This is a genomic window from Lactobacillus sp. PV037 (genome assembly GCF_014522345.1).
Lineage (GTDB): Bacteria > Bacillota > Bacilli > Lactobacillales > Lactobacillaceae > Lactobacillus.
Map to the genome: position 1 here is coordinate 1,243,703 of NZ_CP041987.1, position 16,135 is coordinate 1,259,837.

22 protein-coding genes and 1 pseudogene are annotated in these 16,135 nt (G+C 37.9%); all 23 read right to left on the reverse strand.

Features of this window, described 5'->3' with window-relative positions; translation table 11 throughout:
• Positions 1–4 precede the first annotated feature (4 nt).
• A pseudogene (rpsE, locus tag FP435_RS06750) lies at positions 5–528 on the reverse strand (30S ribosomal protein S5).
• A gap of 16 nt (positions 529–544) precedes the next feature.
• The gene (gene rplR, locus FP435_RS06755) at positions 545–904 is read right to left on the reverse strand and encodes a 50S ribosomal protein L18 (protein WP_265483488.1); all 360 of its coding nucleotides are present in this window, start codon (positions 902–904) and stop codon (positions 545–547) included.
• Positions 905–933: 29 nt separating this feature from the next.
• Complete coding sequence (gene rplF / locus FP435_RS06760) at positions 934–1,464, reverse strand: 50S ribosomal protein L6 (RefSeq protein WP_265483490.1); 531 nt, start codon at positions 1,462–1,464, stop codon at positions 934–936.
• Positions 1,465–1,488: 24 nt separating this feature from the next.
• Positions 1,489–1,887: a 30S ribosomal protein S8 gene (gene rpsH / locus FP435_RS06765; protein ID WP_265483492.1), complete on the reverse strand. Its 399-nt coding sequence runs from the start codon at positions 1,885–1,887 to the stop codon at positions 1,489–1,491.
• Positions 1,888–1,911: 24 nt separating this feature from the next.
• A complete protein-coding gene (locus tag FP435_RS06770) occupies positions 1,912–2,097 on the reverse strand; it encodes a type Z 30S ribosomal protein S14 (RefSeq protein WP_265483493.1) in 186 nt (61 codons plus the stop codon).
• A gap of 13 nt (positions 2,098–2,110) precedes the next feature.
• Complete coding sequence (gene rplE / locus FP435_RS06775) at positions 2,111–2,653, reverse strand: 50S ribosomal protein L5 (RefSeq protein WP_265483494.1); 543 nt, start codon at positions 2,651–2,653, stop codon at positions 2,111–2,113.
• Between the two features lie 14 nt (positions 2,654–2,667).
• Positions 2,668–2,898: a 50S ribosomal protein L24 gene (gene rplX, locus FP435_RS06780; RefSeq protein WP_265483496.1), complete on the reverse strand. Its 231-nt coding sequence runs from the start codon at positions 2,896–2,898 to the stop codon at positions 2,668–2,670.
• A gap of 21 nt (positions 2,899–2,919) precedes the next feature.
• Positions 2,920–3,288, reverse strand: a complete 369-nt coding sequence (gene rplN / locus FP435_RS06785) for a 50S ribosomal protein L14 (RefSeq protein ID WP_265483497.1) — start codon at positions 3,286–3,288, stop codon at positions 2,920–2,922.
• A 34-nt stretch (positions 3,289–3,322) separates the two neighbouring features.
• Positions 3,323–3,589 (reverse strand): 30S ribosomal protein S17, encoded by a 267-nt coding sequence (rpsQ, locus tag FP435_RS06790; RefSeq protein WP_265483498.1) that lies wholly within the window; start codon positions 3,587–3,589, stop codon positions 3,323–3,325.
• 22 nt (positions 3,590–3,611) lie between these two features.
• The gene (gene rpmC, locus FP435_RS06795; protein ID WP_265483500.1) at positions 3,612–3,809 is read right to left on the reverse strand and encodes a 50S ribosomal protein L29; all 198 of its coding nucleotides are present in this window, start codon (positions 3,807–3,809) and stop codon (positions 3,612–3,614) included.
• Entirely contained in the window at positions 3,799–4,236 is a 438-nt protein-coding gene (rplP, locus tag FP435_RS06800) for a 50S ribosomal protein L16 (RefSeq protein WP_265483502.1), read from the reverse strand. The genes rpmC and rplP overlap by 11 nt, the downstream gene beginning before the upstream one ends.
• Positions 4,237–4,238: 2 nt before the next feature.
• Positions 4,239–4,913 carry a 30S ribosomal protein S3 gene (rpsC, locus tag FP435_RS06805; RefSeq protein ID WP_265483504.1) on the reverse strand — a complete coding sequence of 225 codons (675 nt, stop codon included), beginning with the start codon at positions 4,911–4,913 and terminating at the stop codon, positions 4,239–4,241.
• Positions 4,914–4,927: 14 nt separating this feature from the next.
• Positions 4,928–5,281 (reverse strand): 50S ribosomal protein L22, encoded by a 354-nt coding sequence (gene rplV / locus FP435_RS06810; protein ID WP_265483505.1) that lies wholly within the window; start codon positions 5,279–5,281, stop codon positions 4,928–4,930.
• Positions 5,282–5,301: 20 nt separating this feature from the next.
• A complete protein-coding gene (gene rpsS, locus FP435_RS06815) occupies positions 5,302–5,583 on the reverse strand; it encodes a 30S ribosomal protein S19 (RefSeq protein ID WP_265483507.1) in 282 nt (93 codons plus the stop codon).
• Between the two features lie 22 nt (positions 5,584–5,605).
• Positions 5,606–6,442, reverse strand: coding sequence for a 50S ribosomal protein L2 (rplB, locus tag FP435_RS06820; RefSeq protein ID WP_265483508.1), 837 nt, complete (start codon positions 6,440–6,442; stop codon positions 5,606–5,608).
• Between the two features lie 19 nt (positions 6,443–6,461).
• A complete protein-coding gene (gene rplW, locus FP435_RS06825; RefSeq protein ID WP_265483509.1) occupies positions 6,462–6,764 on the reverse strand; it encodes a 50S ribosomal protein L23 in 303 nt (100 codons plus the stop codon).
• Positions 6,764–7,381, reverse strand: coding sequence for a 50S ribosomal protein L4 (gene rplD, locus FP435_RS06830; RefSeq protein WP_265483511.1), 618 nt, complete (start codon positions 7,379–7,381; stop codon positions 6,764–6,766). The genes rplW and rplD overlap by 1 nt, the downstream gene beginning before the upstream one ends.
• Before the next feature lie 14 nt (positions 7,382–7,395).
• Positions 7,396–8,025 carry a 50S ribosomal protein L3 gene (gene rplC, locus FP435_RS06835; RefSeq protein ID WP_265483512.1) on the reverse strand — a complete coding sequence of 210 codons (630 nt, stop codon included), beginning with the start codon at positions 8,023–8,025 and terminating at the stop codon, positions 7,396–7,398.
• A 26-nt stretch (positions 8,026–8,051) separates the two neighbouring features.
• Complete coding sequence (gene rpsJ, locus FP435_RS06840) at positions 8,052–8,360, reverse strand: 30S ribosomal protein S10 (RefSeq protein ID WP_008469934.1); 309 nt, start codon at positions 8,358–8,360, stop codon at positions 8,052–8,054.
• 248 nt (positions 8,361–8,608) lie between these two features.
• Positions 8,609–10,705, reverse strand: coding sequence for an elongation factor G (gene fusA, locus FP435_RS06845; RefSeq protein WP_265483514.1), 2,097 nt, complete (start codon positions 10,703–10,705; stop codon positions 8,609–8,611).
• A 34-nt stretch (positions 10,706–10,739) separates the two neighbouring features.
• Positions 10,740–11,210 carry a 30S ribosomal protein S7 gene (rpsG, locus tag FP435_RS06850; RefSeq protein WP_265483515.1) on the reverse strand — a complete coding sequence of 157 codons (471 nt, stop codon included), beginning with the start codon at positions 11,208–11,210 and terminating at the stop codon, positions 10,740–10,742.
• 15 nt (positions 11,211–11,225) lie between these two features.
• Positions 11,226–11,633 (reverse strand): 30S ribosomal protein S12, encoded by a 408-nt coding sequence (rpsL, locus tag FP435_RS06855; protein WP_265483516.1) that lies wholly within the window; start codon positions 11,631–11,633, stop codon positions 11,226–11,228.
• Between the two features lie 809 nt (positions 11,634–12,442).
• A complete protein-coding gene (rpoC, locus tag FP435_RS06860) occupies positions 12,443–16,120 on the reverse strand; it encodes a DNA-directed RNA polymerase subunit beta' (RefSeq protein WP_265483517.1) in 3,678 nt (1,225 codons plus the stop codon).
• Between the last annotated feature and the right edge of the window lie 15 nt (positions 16,121–16,135).

Genomic DNA, 16,135 nt, shown 5'->3' on the forward strand with positions numbered 1-16,135 from the left:
CTCCTTAATCTTCTAAGCTCTTTGCAGATTCACGAAGCTTTAATACATCTTCACGAGTTTTTAACTTCTTTAAACCATCCATAGTAGCACGGATTACGTTAATTGGAGTGTTAGAACCGAGAGACTTAGAAGTTACATCTGCGATACCGGCTAAGTCCATGATGATACGAACTGCACCACCAGCAGCAACTCCAGAACCTGCTTCAGCTGGTTTTAACATAATATTTCCAGAACCATAGTGACCTATAACTTCGTGAGGAATTGTACTTCCTACAACTGGTACCTTAATCATGTTCTTTTTACCAGCTTCGACAGCCTTACGGATAGCTTCTGGAACTTCTTGAGCTTTACCAGTACCAAAGCCTACACGACCTTTTTGTCACCGACTACTACTACGGCAGCAAATCTCATGCGGCGTCCACCTTTAACAACCTTAGTAATACGGTTGATAGCTACTAATTGGTCTTCAATATCGTCTTTTTTACGATCTTTTCGAGAATCTCTACGAGAATCGTTGCGGTTTGCCATTAGTTGTTCTCCTTTCCTAGAATTCTAATCCGTTTTCACGGGCTGCATCAGCTAATGCTTGAATACGTCCGTGGTATAAGTAACCACTTCTGTCAAACACTACAGCTTTAATATTCTTTGCAGCAGCTGCTTCAGCTAATGCTTTACCTACTTGGGCTGCTTGATCCATCTTAGATCCTTCAGCGGTAATATTCTTGTCATTTGTTGAGGCACTTGCAAGCGTTACACCCTCTACATCATCAACTAATTGAGCGTAGATGTTTTTATTTGAACGATAAATACTTAAGCGTGGGCGCGCAGCAGTACCAGAAATTTTACCACGAATACGTTTATGACGCTTTAAGCGTAATTTGTTTTTATCTGGTTTAGAAATCACAATTTCACCTCAAAAATTTTCTATTTTAATTATTTACCAGTCTTACCTTCCTTACGACGAACATGTTCATCTTCGTAACGGATACCTTTACCCTTGTAAGGTTCTGGTGGACGAACATCACGAATTTCTGCCGCAAATTGACCAACTACTTGCTTTGAAATACCTTCAATTTCAATTGAAGTAGCTGATGGTGTTTTAATAGTAACACCTTCTGGAGCTTCAAATTCTACTGGGTGAGAATAACCAACATTTAAAGTCAATTTCTTACCTTGAGCAACTGCACGGTAACCAACACCAACTAAAGTTAATTTCTTAACATATCCGTTAGTTACTCCTTCGATCATTGAAGCAAGGTTTGCTCTTTCAGTTCCGTGAAGAGCTTTATCTGACTCACTTGAACGACTGAAGTGAATTTCACCATCATTTTGTTCAAAAGTAATACGTGGGTCAAAGTATCTAGTAAGTTCACCCTTTGGTCCCTTTACAGTAATATCATCACCATTTTTAGTAACAGTGACACCTTCAGGAACGTTGATGACCTTTAAACCAATTCGGCTCATTAATAGTTCTCCTTTCTGTCAAAATTACCAAACGTAGGCAATAACTTCGCCGCCGACGTTCTTTTCTCTAGCTTCTTTATCGGTAATTACACCAGCAGAAGTAGAAATGATGGCAATACCAAGACCATTAAGAACTTTTGGTAAGTTTTCTGCACTTACATAGTTTCTTAAACCTGGTTTAGAAATACGCTTTAATCCAGAAATTACGCGTTCACTATTTGGTCCATACTTCAAGAAGATCTTAATCATACCTTGTTTATTGTCTTCTTCAATTTGGTAATCACGAATGAAACCTTCTTGTTTTAAGATTTCACTAAGTGATTTTTTCAATGATGATGCAGGAATTTCAACTGAATCATGTCTTGCCATGTTGGCATTTCTAATTCTAGTTAAGTAATCTGCAATCGGATCTGTCATGACCATTTATTTTGCCTCCTTACCGTTTAATTACCAACTTGCCTTCTTAAGACCAGGGATTTGACCCTTGTGTGCTAAGTCTTTTAAGCAAATACGGCATAATTTAAATTTGCGGTAAACAGAGTGTGGACGTCCACATCTTTCGCAACGAGTGTATTCACGTGCTGAAAACTTAGCAGGACGATGATTTCTGACGATTTGTGATGTTTTAGCCATTAATGTCCTCCAATTATTTAGCAAAAGGCATACCAAATTCTGTAAGAAGTTCACGAGCTTCTTCATCAGTATTGGCAGTAGTTACAATAACAACGTCTAAACCTCTTACGCGGTTTACCTTATCGTAATCGATTTCTGGGAAAATCAATTGTTCCTTAATTCCTAAAGTATAATTACCACGGCCATCAAATGACTTAGCACTTACACCACGGAAATCACGAACTCGAGGAAGAGAAACGTTTACTAATTTGTCTAAGAAGTCATACATTCTATCTCCTCTAAGAGTAACCTTAGCACCAATAGCCATGCCTTCACGTAAACGGAAATTAGCGATAGATTTCTTAGCCTTAGTAATTAAAGGCTTTTGACCTGCAATTAAAGTTAATTCTTCAACTGCTTCATCTAAATTTTTTGCATTAGAAACAGCGTCACCTACACCCATGTTTAATACAATTTTATCAATCTTAGGAATTTCCATAACTGATTTGTAATCAAACTTTTCATTCATTGCAGGTGCAATTTCGTTTTTGTACTTTTCTAATAAACTGTTAGCCATTTATGTCCTCCTTCCTACTTTTCTGCTTTTGCAATAACTTTTACATTTGAAGCATGGATAGAACCTTCTCGTTCTTCAACCCCACCATTTGCGTTGGTTTGTGAAGGTTTTACGTGCTTCTTGATTTTGTTGATACCTTTGACAACGACACGGTTAGTTTTGGCGTTGACTGAAAGAACAGTACCTTCTTTACCTTTATCTTTACCGGTAATAACTTTTACTTTGTCACCTGTTTTAACAAACATCAGTGCACCTCCCTAAAACTTTTACAATACTTCAGGAGCAAGAGATACGATTTTCATAAAATCGTTCCCACGCAGTTCACGAGCAACTGGTCCAAAGATACGAGTACCACGAGGACTCTTATCAGCATTAATGATAACTGCTGCATTTTCGTCAAACTTGATGTATGAACCATCTTCGCGACGTGCACCTGATTTTGTTCTAACAATAACAGCCTTTACAACGTCACCTTTTTTGACAACGCCACCTGGTGTTGCTTGTTTAACAGTAGCAACAATAATATCACCAATATTACCGGTTTTACGTTTAGAACCACCTAAAATTTTAATAACTAGAAGTTCCTTTGCACCGGAGTTGTCAGCAACCTTTAAACGGCTTTCGTGTTGGATCACTAGTATATCCTCCCCTCAATAAAAATCCGCGTGATTAAATAGATTTCTTCACAATTTTTGTAAGACGGTAACGCTTCGCATGTGATAATGGACGGGTTTCCATGATACGAACAGTATCGCCAATATTAGCTTCGTTGTTTTCATCGTGTGCATAGTACTTCTTTGAGTACTTAATACGTTTCTTGTAAACAGGGTGGTTCTTGTAAGTATCAACAACAACAGTGATAGTCTTATCCATCTTGTCAGAAACAACGCGGCCTTGGTATACGTGACGACGGTTTCTTTCGTTAGTTTCGCTCAAGTTAATAACTCCCTTCCACTACTTAATTCTTACTCAATTCTTTTTCGCTAAGAATTGTTTTAATTCTAGCAATATTCTTGCGGACTTGTTTCAAGCGAGCGGTGTTTTCTAATTGACCGGTTGCTTGTTGGAAACGCAAATTAAAAAGTTCTTCTTTATATTGCTTTTCCTTTTCTAACATTTGCTCAGTGGTTAATGCTCTGATATCTTTAGCCTTCATTAGATTCGCCACCTACTTCCGAACTCTTCTTAACAAACTTAGTCTTAATTGGGAGCTTATTAGATGCAAGTCTTAATGCTTCACGAGCGACTTCTTCAGGAACGCCACCAATTTCAAACATAATCTTGCCACGCTTAACAACAGCTACCCAACCAGCTGGAGCACCTTTACCAGATCCCATACGTACCCCAACACCTTTAGCAGTGTAGGATTTTTGTGGGAAGATTCTAATCCATACACGACCACCACGCTTCATGTAACGAGTCATGGCAATACGTGCAGCTTCGATTTGTCTATTAGTAATCCAGTGAGATTCTACAGCTTCTAAACCATATTCACCGAATGCGATAGTTTTTCCACCTTTGGCTTCACCACGCATTTTACCGCGGAATTCACGACGGTGTTTTACACGCTTAGGTACTAACACTCTTAGTTTCCTCCCTTCGCTTTCTTAGAAGCATTAGGCTTGTTCTTACGTTGTGGTAAAATTTCTCCACGGTTAATCCAAACCTTAACACCAATTTGTCCGTAAGTGGTGTTTGCTTCTACCCATGCATAATCAATATCAGCTCTTAAAGTATGAAGTGGTACACTACCTTCAGTATGCCATTCTCTTCTTGCCATATCGGCACCATTCAAACGACCAGCAGTTTGTACCTTAACACCTTTAGCGCCTGAACGCATAGATCTTTGAGTTGCTTGACGAGTAGCACGTCTGAAAGCAATACGAGCTTCTAGTTGACGTGCAATGCTTTCTCCAACCAATTCAGCATCTAAATCAGGTTTCTTAATTTCTACAATATTAATGTGAACATTCTTATGAGTTAAAGCATTTAATTGTTTTCTTAAAGCTTCAACTTCTTTTCCACCTTTACCAATAACCATTCCTGGCTTTGCGGTGTGAATAGAAATGTTAATTCTATTAGCAGCACGTTCAATTTCTACAGTAGATACAGCTGCATCCGCTAACTTCTTAGAGATGAACTTTCTAATACGTAAATCTTCATTTAAAGTGTCAGCGTAATCTTTATCTGCATACCACTTTGCTTCCCAATCACGGTTAACACCGAGACGGAAACCATTTGGGTTAATTTTTTGACCCATTAAATTTACCTCCCTTAATCGTTCTTCTCAGATACTACAACGACTACATGGCTAGTTCTCTTGTTAATTGGAGAAGCCATACCTTTAGCACGTGGACGAAATCTCTTTAAAGTTGCTCCTTCATTTACGTATGCTTCAGAAACGTAAAGATTTGCACTTTCAAGATCGTAGTTATGTTCTGCGTTAGCAATTGCTGACTTCAAAACTTTCTTAACGATTGGGGAAGCAGCTCTTGGCGTAAATTCTAAAATAGCCAATGCTTCAGCAACACTCTTTCCGCGAATAAGGTCTACAACCAAGCGGGCTTTTCTAGGAGCGATGCGAACTGTTCTTGCTTCAGCTTTAGCTGAGCTAATTTGTTCTGCCATTTATGTGTTTCTCCTTTCTCTTACTTACCAGTTGTTGCCTTATCAGCAGCCTTATGACCACGGAAAGTTCTAGTAGGCACAAATTCACCTAACTTGTGACCAACCATATCTTCAGTCACATAAACTGGAACATGTTTTCTACCATCGTAAACAGCTATTGTGTAACCAACAAAGGAAGGGAAAATAGTTGAACGACGGGACCAGGTTTTAATTACTTGCTTCTTTTCGGAGCCTTCTTGGGCTTCGATCTTCTTTAAAAGGCTTTCGTCAGCGAAAGGTCCTTTTTTAATACTACGGCTCATTAATTAACCTCCTTTTGTTTAACTATTTGTTACCCTTGCGGTGACGGATAATAAGTTTTTCACTTCTAGCCTTAGAACTTCTAGTCTTAATTCCGCGAGACTTCTTACCCCAAGGAGTCATTGGTTGTGGACGACCAACTGGAGCCTTACCTTCACCACCACCGTGTGGGTGATCGTTAGGGTTCATTACAGAACCACGAGATTGTGGACGCTTGCCCAACCAACGACTACGTCCAGCTTTACCTAACTTAATTAATGAGTGTTGTTCATTACCAACAGCACCAATCGTAGCACGGCAAACTGATAAGATACGACGTACTTCACCACTTTGTAATCTTACTAAAGTGTATTTTCCATCATTACCAAGTACTTGTGCAACTGCACCAGCACTTCTTACTAATTGTCCACCTTTACCAGGCTTAAGCTCAATATTATGTACTTCAGTACCAGCTGGGATTTCACCTAATGGTAATGCATTACCAGGTTTGATATCAGCATTTGAACCAGATTCTACAACATCTCCAACTTTTAATCCTTTTGGAGCTAAAATGTAAGCTTTGATTCCATCTGTGTAGTGAAGAAGAGCAATGTTAGCAGTTCTATTTGGATCGTATTCGATAGCCTTTACAATTGCTTTTACATCGTCTTTATTGCGCTTGAAGTCAATAATACGGTACTTTTGCTTGTGACCACCACCACGGTGTCTTACAGTAATATGTCCATAAGAGTTACGACCTGCAGTCTTACTTTTTGATTCAAGTAAAGTCTTTTCAGGCTTACTCTTAGTGATTTCTGCAAAGTCTGAAGAAGTCATATTACGTCTGCCGTTTGTAGTTGGCTTATATTTGATAATTGCCAATTGACTGACCTCCTAATACTTAATTTTCTGAGTTTTCGCTATCATTAAAGATCTTAATTGGGTTAGAATCTTCAGTTAAAGTTACGATAGCTTTTCTACGACGAGCAGTCTTACCAGTATAACGACCAACTCTCTTTTCTTTTCCACGTACGTTCATGATGTTAACTTTTTTAACTTTCACATCAAAAATTTCTTCAATAGCATTACGTACTTGGGTTTTAGTAGCAGATACAAGCACATCAAAAGTGTACTTGTTATCATCCATTAAGTTCATGGATTTTTCGGTTACTACAGGGCGTAAGATGATATCGTGTGCATCCATTATGCCAATACCTCCTCAATTCTCTTAATAGCGTCTTGAGTCAATACTAAAGTATCGTAGTTAACCGCATCTACAACGTTTAAGCCATTAACAGGAACTACTTTAACCTTAGGAAGGTTCTTTCCTGATAATTGAACGTTCTTGTCATCAGATACAACTAACACCTTACCATTAATATTTGCGCTATCTAAAACAGCTTTCAAATCTTTAGTCTTAGGTGCAGCTAAAGTTAATTGATCAAGAACAACTAATTCATTGTCAGCAACTTTTTGAGAAAGAACTGACTTCATAGCTAAGCGACGTGCCTTACGAGGCATGTTCATCTTGTATGAACGTGGAGTAGGGCCGAATACAACACCACCACCACGCCATTGTGGGGCTCTAATAGAACCTTGACGAGCACGACCAGTACCCTTTTGTCTCCAAGGTTTTCTACCACCACCGCGAACAGCAGATCTATTCTTTACAGCGGAAGTACCTTGGCGCTTACCAGCTCTTTGTCTAATGATTGCGTCAAAAACAACAGCTTCATTAGGTTCAATTCCGAAGATTTCTTCATTTAAATCAACGTTACCAGTAGCTTTTCCTTTTTGATCGATAACTTGCATATTAGCCATTATAGTCCTCCTTCCTATTTAGCAGCTTTAACAGCAGACTTAACAACAATTAATGAGTTCTTTGCACCAGGAACGTTACCTTTAATAAGTAATACATTCTTTTCTGGAACAACTTTTTCGATTACTAAATTTTGTACAGTGACTGTCTTGCCACCCATACGTCCAGGTAACTTCTTACCCTTTGGTACACGGTTAATAATAGATCCCATTGAACCTGGAACTCTGTGATAACGTGAACCGTGGGTTTCAGGACCTCTTGATTGACCCCAACGTTTAATGTTACCTTGAGTACCATGACCCTTTGAAGTTCCAGTAACGTCAACTACGTCACCTTCACTAAATGAGTCCACCTTGATTTCTGAGCCGACTTCATAGTCCTTAAGCTCTACATCGCGGATTTCTCGAATGAAGCGCTTAGGTGAAGTCTTTGCCTTTGCAGCATGACCTTTGGCTGGCTTGTTACTCAATACTTCACGCTTGTCTTGGTAACCTACTTGAACTGCTTCGTAACCATCTGATTCATTTGTTTTAACTTGTAAAACAACGTTAGGGGTTGCTTCAATAACAGTTACAGGAACCAATACACCGTCTTTAGTGAAGACTTGAGTCATACCGACCTTTCTTCCTAAGATTCCTTTGGTCATGATTACACCTCCATTTAATTTTAATACTATAATTTAATCTCGATATCGACACCACTTGGAAGATCAAGCTTCATTAATGAATCCACAGTCTTAGGTGTTGGATTCAAAATGTCGATTAAACGCTTGTGCGTACGAATTTCAAATTGTTCACGTGAATCCTTGTTCTTGTGTGGTGAACGTAAAACTGTGAACAAAGTTCTTTCAGTAGGCAATGGAACTGGACCTGAAATTTCTGCACCAGTTCTTTGCGCAGTAGCTACAATCTTTGCAGCTGATTCATCGAGAATACCATGTTCGTAAGACTTTAATCTAATACGAATTTGTTGACTTGCCATCTAATTACCTCCTCGTCTTCTTTATGAAAGATGACTAGCTCGGCAAAAATTACCGACTCACCACTGTGGCAATGCAGCCGGGTGTGCCGCAACCTTTTGCGTCAAAGCTTACTTGTGTCTCCATTTAGAATTTTCTAAATGCACGATTTCTATTGTACTTGGTAAATCTATAAATATCAAGGCTTTTAAAAAATAATTTTTATTTTAATAAAAAAAGTTATTGAGAAAATTCTCAATAACTTTTTAAATTATTCAGCACTATTGCCGCCACGTTCCTTAATAATCTTTTCTTGGATTGATTTTGGAGTTGGAGCATAGTGGTCAAATACCATTGTAAATGTACCACGTCCTTGAGTTGATGAACGTAAAGTAGTTGCATAACCAAACATTTCTGAAAGTGGAACAAATGAGTTAATTACCTTAGCACCAGCTCTGTCTTCCATACCTTCCATAGTACCACGACGTGCAGTAACAGATCCCATTACATCTCCTAAGTATTCTTCAGGAGTAGTTACTTGAACCTTCATAATTGGTTCTAAGACTACTGCACCAGCCTTACCAGCAGCATTCTTCAATGCAAGAGATGCAGCAACCTTGAAGGCAGCTTCAGATGAGTCAACTTCGTGGTAACTACCATCATAAAGTTTTGCCTTAACATCGATCAATGGGTAACCTGCAAGAACACCATTCTTCATTGCTTCTTGTAAACCTTGGTCAACAGAAGGAATAAATTCACGCGGAACAACACCACCAACGATAGCGTCTTCGAATTCGTAACCTTTACCTTCTTCATTTGGAGTAAATTCTACCCAAACGTCACCATATTGACCTTTACCACCAGATTGACGAACGAATTTACCTTGAGCTTTAGCTGGCTTAGTGAAAGTTTCACGGTAAGCAACTTGTGGTTCACCAATAGTTGCTTCAACGTTAAATTCACGTTTCATACGTTCAACCATGATGTCTAAGTGTAATTCACCCATTCCTGAAATTAAAGTTTGACCAGTTTCTGGGTTAGTTTCTGCACGGAAAGTTGGGTCTTCTTCAGTAAGCTTTTGTAAAGCTACATCCATCTTATCACGGTCAGCCTTTGATTTTGGTTCAACAGATACTTGGATAACTGGATCTGGAACTTGTAAACTTTCCAATACTAATGGGTGATCAGGATCAGTTAAAGAATCACCAGTAGTAGTATTCTTCAAACCAATAGCACCAGCAATATCACCAGAGAAAATCTCTGGAATTTCAGTTCTTGAGTTAGCGTGCATTTGAAGTAAACGACCTACACGTTCACGTGAGTTCTTAGAAGCGTTTAAAACATAAGAACCTGATTGTAAAGTACCAGTATAAACACGAATGAATGTTAAACGTCCTACAAATGGGTCAGTAGCAATCTTAAATGCTAATGCAGCAAATGGCTTTTTATCGTCAGCCATTAATTCTACTTCTTCACCAGTCTTAGGATCATGAGCAACATAAGGTTTAACATCAATAGGTGATGGTAAGTAATCAACAACACCATCAAGCATCATTTGAACACCCTTGTTTTTAAATGCAGAACCTGCATAAACTGGGAAGAACTTCAAGTCTAAAGTAGCTTTACGAATAGCCTTCTTTAATTCTTCATTTGAGATTTCTTCACCACCAAGGTATTTTTCCATGATGTCGTCATCTACATCTGCTACTGCTTCAATTAATTCAGCACGACGCTTTTCTGCTTCTTCTTTGTATTCATCTGGAACTGGAATAGTTTCCCATTCTGATCCTGTCTTATCTTCATCGTATACATCTGCAACCATGTCGATTAAGTCAATAACACCTTCAAAAGTGTCTGCTGATCCAATTGGCATTTGTACTGCATGTGCATTGGCTCTTAAACGTTCGTGTAAAGATTTAACAGATTTATCAAAATCAGCACCAATTTTATCCATCTTATTGATGAAAACAATACGAGGAACACCATAAGTATCTGCTTGACGCCAAACATTTTCAGTTTGTGGTTCTACACCAGCTTGAGCATCAAGAACAGTTACAGCACCGTCCAAAACACGAAGTGAACGTTCTACTTCGATAGTAAAGTCAACGTGTCCTGGGGTATCGATAATGTTAACACGGTAATCTTTCCATTGAGCAGTAGTAGCTGCAGAAGTAATAGTAATACCACGTTCTTTTTCTTCTTCCATCCAGTCCATTTGTGAATCACCTTCGTGAGTTTCACCAATTTTGTGGATTTTACCAGTGTAGTATAAGATACGTTCAGTTGTTGTTGTCTTACCAGCATCGATGTGAGCCATGATACCGATATTACGTGTTTTTTCCAAAGGGAATTCACGTTTGTTAGCCATAAAAATTATCTCCTTAAAAAACTAACTCATCCAATTAGAAGCGGTAGTGTGCAAATGCACGGTTAGCTTCTGCCATTCTATGAACATCTTCACGCTTCTTAACTGCAGAACCTGTATTGTTTGCAGCATCCATAATTTCATTTGCAAGACGTTCATCCATAGTATGTTCATTACGTAAACGTGCGTAAGAAACAATCCATCTTAATCCAAGAGTAGTTCTTCTTTCAGGACGAACTTCAACTGGGATTTGGTAGTTAGAACCACCAATACGACGAGCCTTAACTTCTAAAACTGGCATAACGTTGTTCATTGCTTCTTCAAATACTTCAACTGGTTCTTTTCCAGTCTTATCTTGGATAATATCAAAAGCATCGTAAAGAATTGATGAAGCTTTGGCCTTCTTACCATCAATCATTAAGTGGTTTACTAATTTAGTAACCAATTTAGAGTTGTAAACTGGATCTGCTAAAACATCTCTCTTAGCAACTTTACCTTTTCTAGGCATTCGAAATTCCTCCTATTAGTCCTTCTTTGCACCGTACTTAGAGCGGCTTTGCTTTCTACCATCAACACCTGCAGTATCTAAAGCACCACGAACGATGTGGTAACGTACCCCTGGAAGGTCCTTTACACGTCCACCACGAATTAATACAACAGAGTGTTCTTGTAAGTTGTGGCCTACACCTGGAATGTAAGCAGTAACTTCAAACATGTTAGAAAGACGAACACGAGCATACTTACGTAAAGCTGAGTTAGGCTTCTTAGGTGTCATAGTACCTACACGAGTTGCAACTCCACGCATTTGAGGAGCTGGATTGTAGTTTAATTTCTTCTTCATGCTGTTGTAAGCGTAATTCAAAGCTGGTGAATTTGATTTAGTCGTCTTTGAGTGACGGCCTTTTCTAACCAATTGGTTAATTGTTGGCATTAAATTTTCCTCCTAAAATATTTGTTCACACATCCGGGAGTTTCTTTTTCACCTCACGGACATCATAATTTATATGCACAAGTGATAGTTTAACTCGAATTTAGAATCTGGTCAACATTAAAAAACATTTTTTTGCGTAATACTTTAAGGGTGATTAAAATTAATCTCTTAATATTTATATTTAGTTTTTTTGGTTATTGGTGTTGCCACTTAACCCTTAAGTCTTTTAATATGACACATTTTTCCTTTCAATCAATTTGTTTGCTCTATAGTTTATTAGTCTACCTTACACTAAATATTTTTTCACTTGACTTTTACTCAATGATTTTCTTATTTTTCTTTCTCTTAATTAGCTTTGAAGATTTTTGGTCTAGTTCCTTTTCTACTATTTATTTACTTCCTCTTCTTTTTTCTACCTTTTTTTCTCCTTCAAGTGCTTTTAAAAACTTTTTAGAAACAGATTATTTAATCATTTTATTTATTATTTTAATTTTTTCTACTCTGACTTTACGAAATAAACTTGGGCTTGGAGATATTATAATTTTTATTATTCTTTTCTTAGTTCTCGGAATTGAAAGTACTCTCTGGTTAATTTTAATCGCATGTTTACTTTTTATTATCTGGTACCTCTTTAAAAAAGTTGCTTCACCACTTCCTTTTTTACCCTTTATCTATTTGTCCTATCTAACTTGTCTTTTAGTTTAAGCTGTTAAGCAATCCCGAAACGAAAAACCGCCAATATATCAAGGTTTTATAAAACCAAGAATATTGACGGTTTTCTAATCTAAGAGTTTTTAGGCTCTATCTTATTATTTATTTTCAGTTGTAGCTTCTGGAGATTTCACTTTATCTTCTGCAGCCATTTTCTTTTCTAGATCTGAAATTGAGTAAACTTTACTTTCCACCTCTTTTGGAACATCAACTTTTGGTTCCATTTCACGATATACTGGCATTCCAGTACCAGCTGGAATAATTTTACCAATAATAACGTTTTCTTTAAGACCAAGAAGTGGATCATTTTTACCACGAATTGATGCATCAGTAAGCACACGAGTAGTTTCTTGGAATGAAGCAGCTGATAAGAAACTATTAGTTTCCAAAGCAGCTTTAGTAATACCGAGAATTACACTTTGTGCTGTAGCAGGAATACCACCAGAAATAATTACTTCCCTATTTCTTTCCTTAAATTCACCAATATCCATTAATTCACCTGGTAAAATATCTGTCTCACCTGGATCAAGAATGCGAACTTTTTGAAGCATTTGACGTGCCATTACTTCAACGTGTTTATCAGCAACTTCTACCCCTTGCATTCTGTAGGCTTTTTGAATTTCGCTAAGAATGTATTTTTCAGTAGTTAAAGAATCACATACACGGATTAATTCCTTTGGATCAATTGATCCTAAAGTTAATTTTTCTCCACGTTCAACATGATCTCCTTCGCTAACTGCGATTGAAGCAGTATAAGGTACATCGTAAGTTCTAGTATCAGTTTCACCTTTAACAGTAACTTGACGAGTATGTTCTGCAGGATCTTCTTCAATTGAAACCACTTCACCAGTTACTTCGGAAATTGTTGCACGACCCTTAGGATTACGTGCTTCAAACAATTCTTGCACACGAGGAAGACCTTGGGTAATGTCGGCACCACCTGCAACCCCACCATTGTGGAAGTTACGCATAGTTAATTGAGTACCTGGTTCACCAATAGATTGAGCAGCAACTGTTCCGACTGCTTCACCTACTTCAACTGCTTCACCAGTAGCCAAGTTCATACCGTAGCACTTTTTACATACCCCATGTTGAGTGTTGCAAGTAAAGACTGAACGGATAGTTACTTCTGTTACTCCAGCATCGACAATCTTTTGTGCCATATCTTCGTCCATCATTTCATTTGCCTTGCAAATTACTTCTTTAGTTTCTGGATTAGTGACACTTTTAGCCGTGTAACGACCAACCAAACGATCAAATAATGGTTCAATCATTTCATCGCCTTCTCTGATTGCGCGAACAGTAATTCCACGATCAGTACCACAATCTTCTTCACGAACAATTACATCTTGTGCAACATCAACCAAACGACGAGTTAAGTAACCTGAGTTAGCAGTCTTCAACGCAGTATCAGTCATACCTTTACGAGCACCGTGAGTGGACATGAACATTTCCAACACAGATAAACCTTCACGGAAGTTTGAAGTAACAGGAATCTCCATCATTCCTCCGTTAGGTGCGGCCATCAAACCACGCATACCTGCTAACTGAGTAAAGTTAGAAATGTTACCACGAGCTCCAGAATCAGCCATGACAGTGATTGGATTACGTGGAGCATGAATTTGAGCAATTTCTTGTTGAACAATATCTTTACAATTATTCCAAATATTAATTACTCGATCATGTCTTTCTTCATCAGTAATCAAGCCTCGACGATATTGCTTAGATACAACAGCAACTTTCTTTCTAGCTTCTGCTACAATGTCGTCTTTATCAGTAATTGTAGGAATATCTTCTACCCCAATCGTTAAACCAGAAATAGTACAGATAGTATATCCTAATTGTTCCAAATCATCTAAGTAATCAGAAGTTCTTTGAACCTTGTAATCCTTATAAATTTGAGCGATTGAATCTGATAAAAATCCTTTCTTAAAGGCTTGACCTAATTTCATGTTGTTCAATTTTTCATGAATATCTTCACCTGGTTGCAAGAAGTATCTTTCATCAAGTGGATTAGTCAAGTTTTCTTGAGTTGGATCATTTACATAGAAGAAGTCCTTAGGGAAAATTTGGTTAAATAAAAGCTTCCCATAAGTAGTTACGAAGATTCCGTGTTCATAACCCTTTGGCCATGGCTTTTCAGGCATTGAATCAGCCGCTAAACCAATACGAGTATGATAGTGAATATCACCATTTACATAAGCCATGGTTGCTTCAGCTGGGGAATTAAAAATCATTCCTTCACCTTCACGACCACGTTCTACTTGGGTTAACCAGTAGTTACCAAGAACGATATCCTGTGATGGAGTTACAATTGGCTTCCCATCTTTAGGAGCTAAGATATGGTGAGCAGCAAGCATTAATAATCTTGATTCAGCTACTGCTTCATCTGACAATGGAACGTGAATCGCCATCTGATCTCCATCAAAGTCGGCATTATATGCTTCACAAACCAATGGGTGCAATCTAATTGCTTTACCTGGTACTAAAACTGGTTCAAATGCTTGGATACCTAAACGGTGAAGAGTAGGTGCACGGTTTAAAAGAACTGGTCTTTCCTTGATAACATCTTCTAAAATATCCCAAATGTCATCATCTTCACGATCAATTTTACGTTTAGCATTCTTAATGTTTGATGCTAATCCACGCTTTACTAATTCATGCATTACAAATGGCTTGAATAATTCAAGAGCCATTGGACGAGGAACACCACATTGGTAAAGTTTCAATGTTGGTGAAACATCGATAACAGAACGACCTGAGTAATCAACACGTTTACCAAGTAAGTTCTGACGGAAACGTCCTTGTTTACCCTTCAACATGTGAGAAAGAGACTTCAATGGACGGTTACCTGGTCCAACAACAGGACGACCACGACGACCGTTGTCAATTAAAGCATCAACTGCTTCTTGAAGCATTCTCTTTTCATTTTGAACGATAATGTGAGGGGCATTCAAGTCTAACAATCTCTTTAAACGATTATTTCTGTTAATGACACGTCTGTAAAGATCATTTAAATCAGAAACCGCAAAGCGTCCACCATCTAATTGAACCATTGGACGAAGATCTGGTGGAATAACTGGAAGACAATCTAAAATCATCCAAGATGGTTTATTTCCTGATAGTCTAAAGGCATCTAAAATATCCAAACGTCTAATTGCACGAGTTCTCTTTTGACCTTGTGCAGTTTTTAATTCTTCTTTTAGATCTTTAACTTCTTTTTCAATATCAACTTGTTCAAGTAATTCTTGAATGGCTTCAGCACCCATTTTAGCTGTAAATCGTTTACCATATTTTGCTTTCTTTTCACGGTATTCAGCATCAGTTAAAAGTTGCTTGTATTCTAAATCAGTATCACCAGGATCAATTACAATATAAGCTGCAAAATAAATTACTTCTTCCAATGATCTTGGAGACATATCTAAAACTAATCCCATTCTTGATGGAATACCCTTGAAGTACCAAATATGAGATACAGGAGCGGCCAATTCAATATGACCCATTCTTTCTCTTCTAACTTTAGAAGAAGTTACTTCAACTCCACAACGATCACATACAATTCCACGGTAACGTACACCCTTGTACTTTCCACAAGCACAAGACCAGTCTTTAGTTGGTCCAAAGATTCTTTCATCGAATAGACCATCTTTTTCTGGTTTCAAAGTACGGTAGTTGATAGTTTCAGGTTTTTTAACTTCTCCGTAAGACCAACTTCTGATCTTATTTGGTGAAGCCAAACCAATTTGCATACTTTCAAACTTATTTACGTCGATCAAAAGTTTAACCTCCTA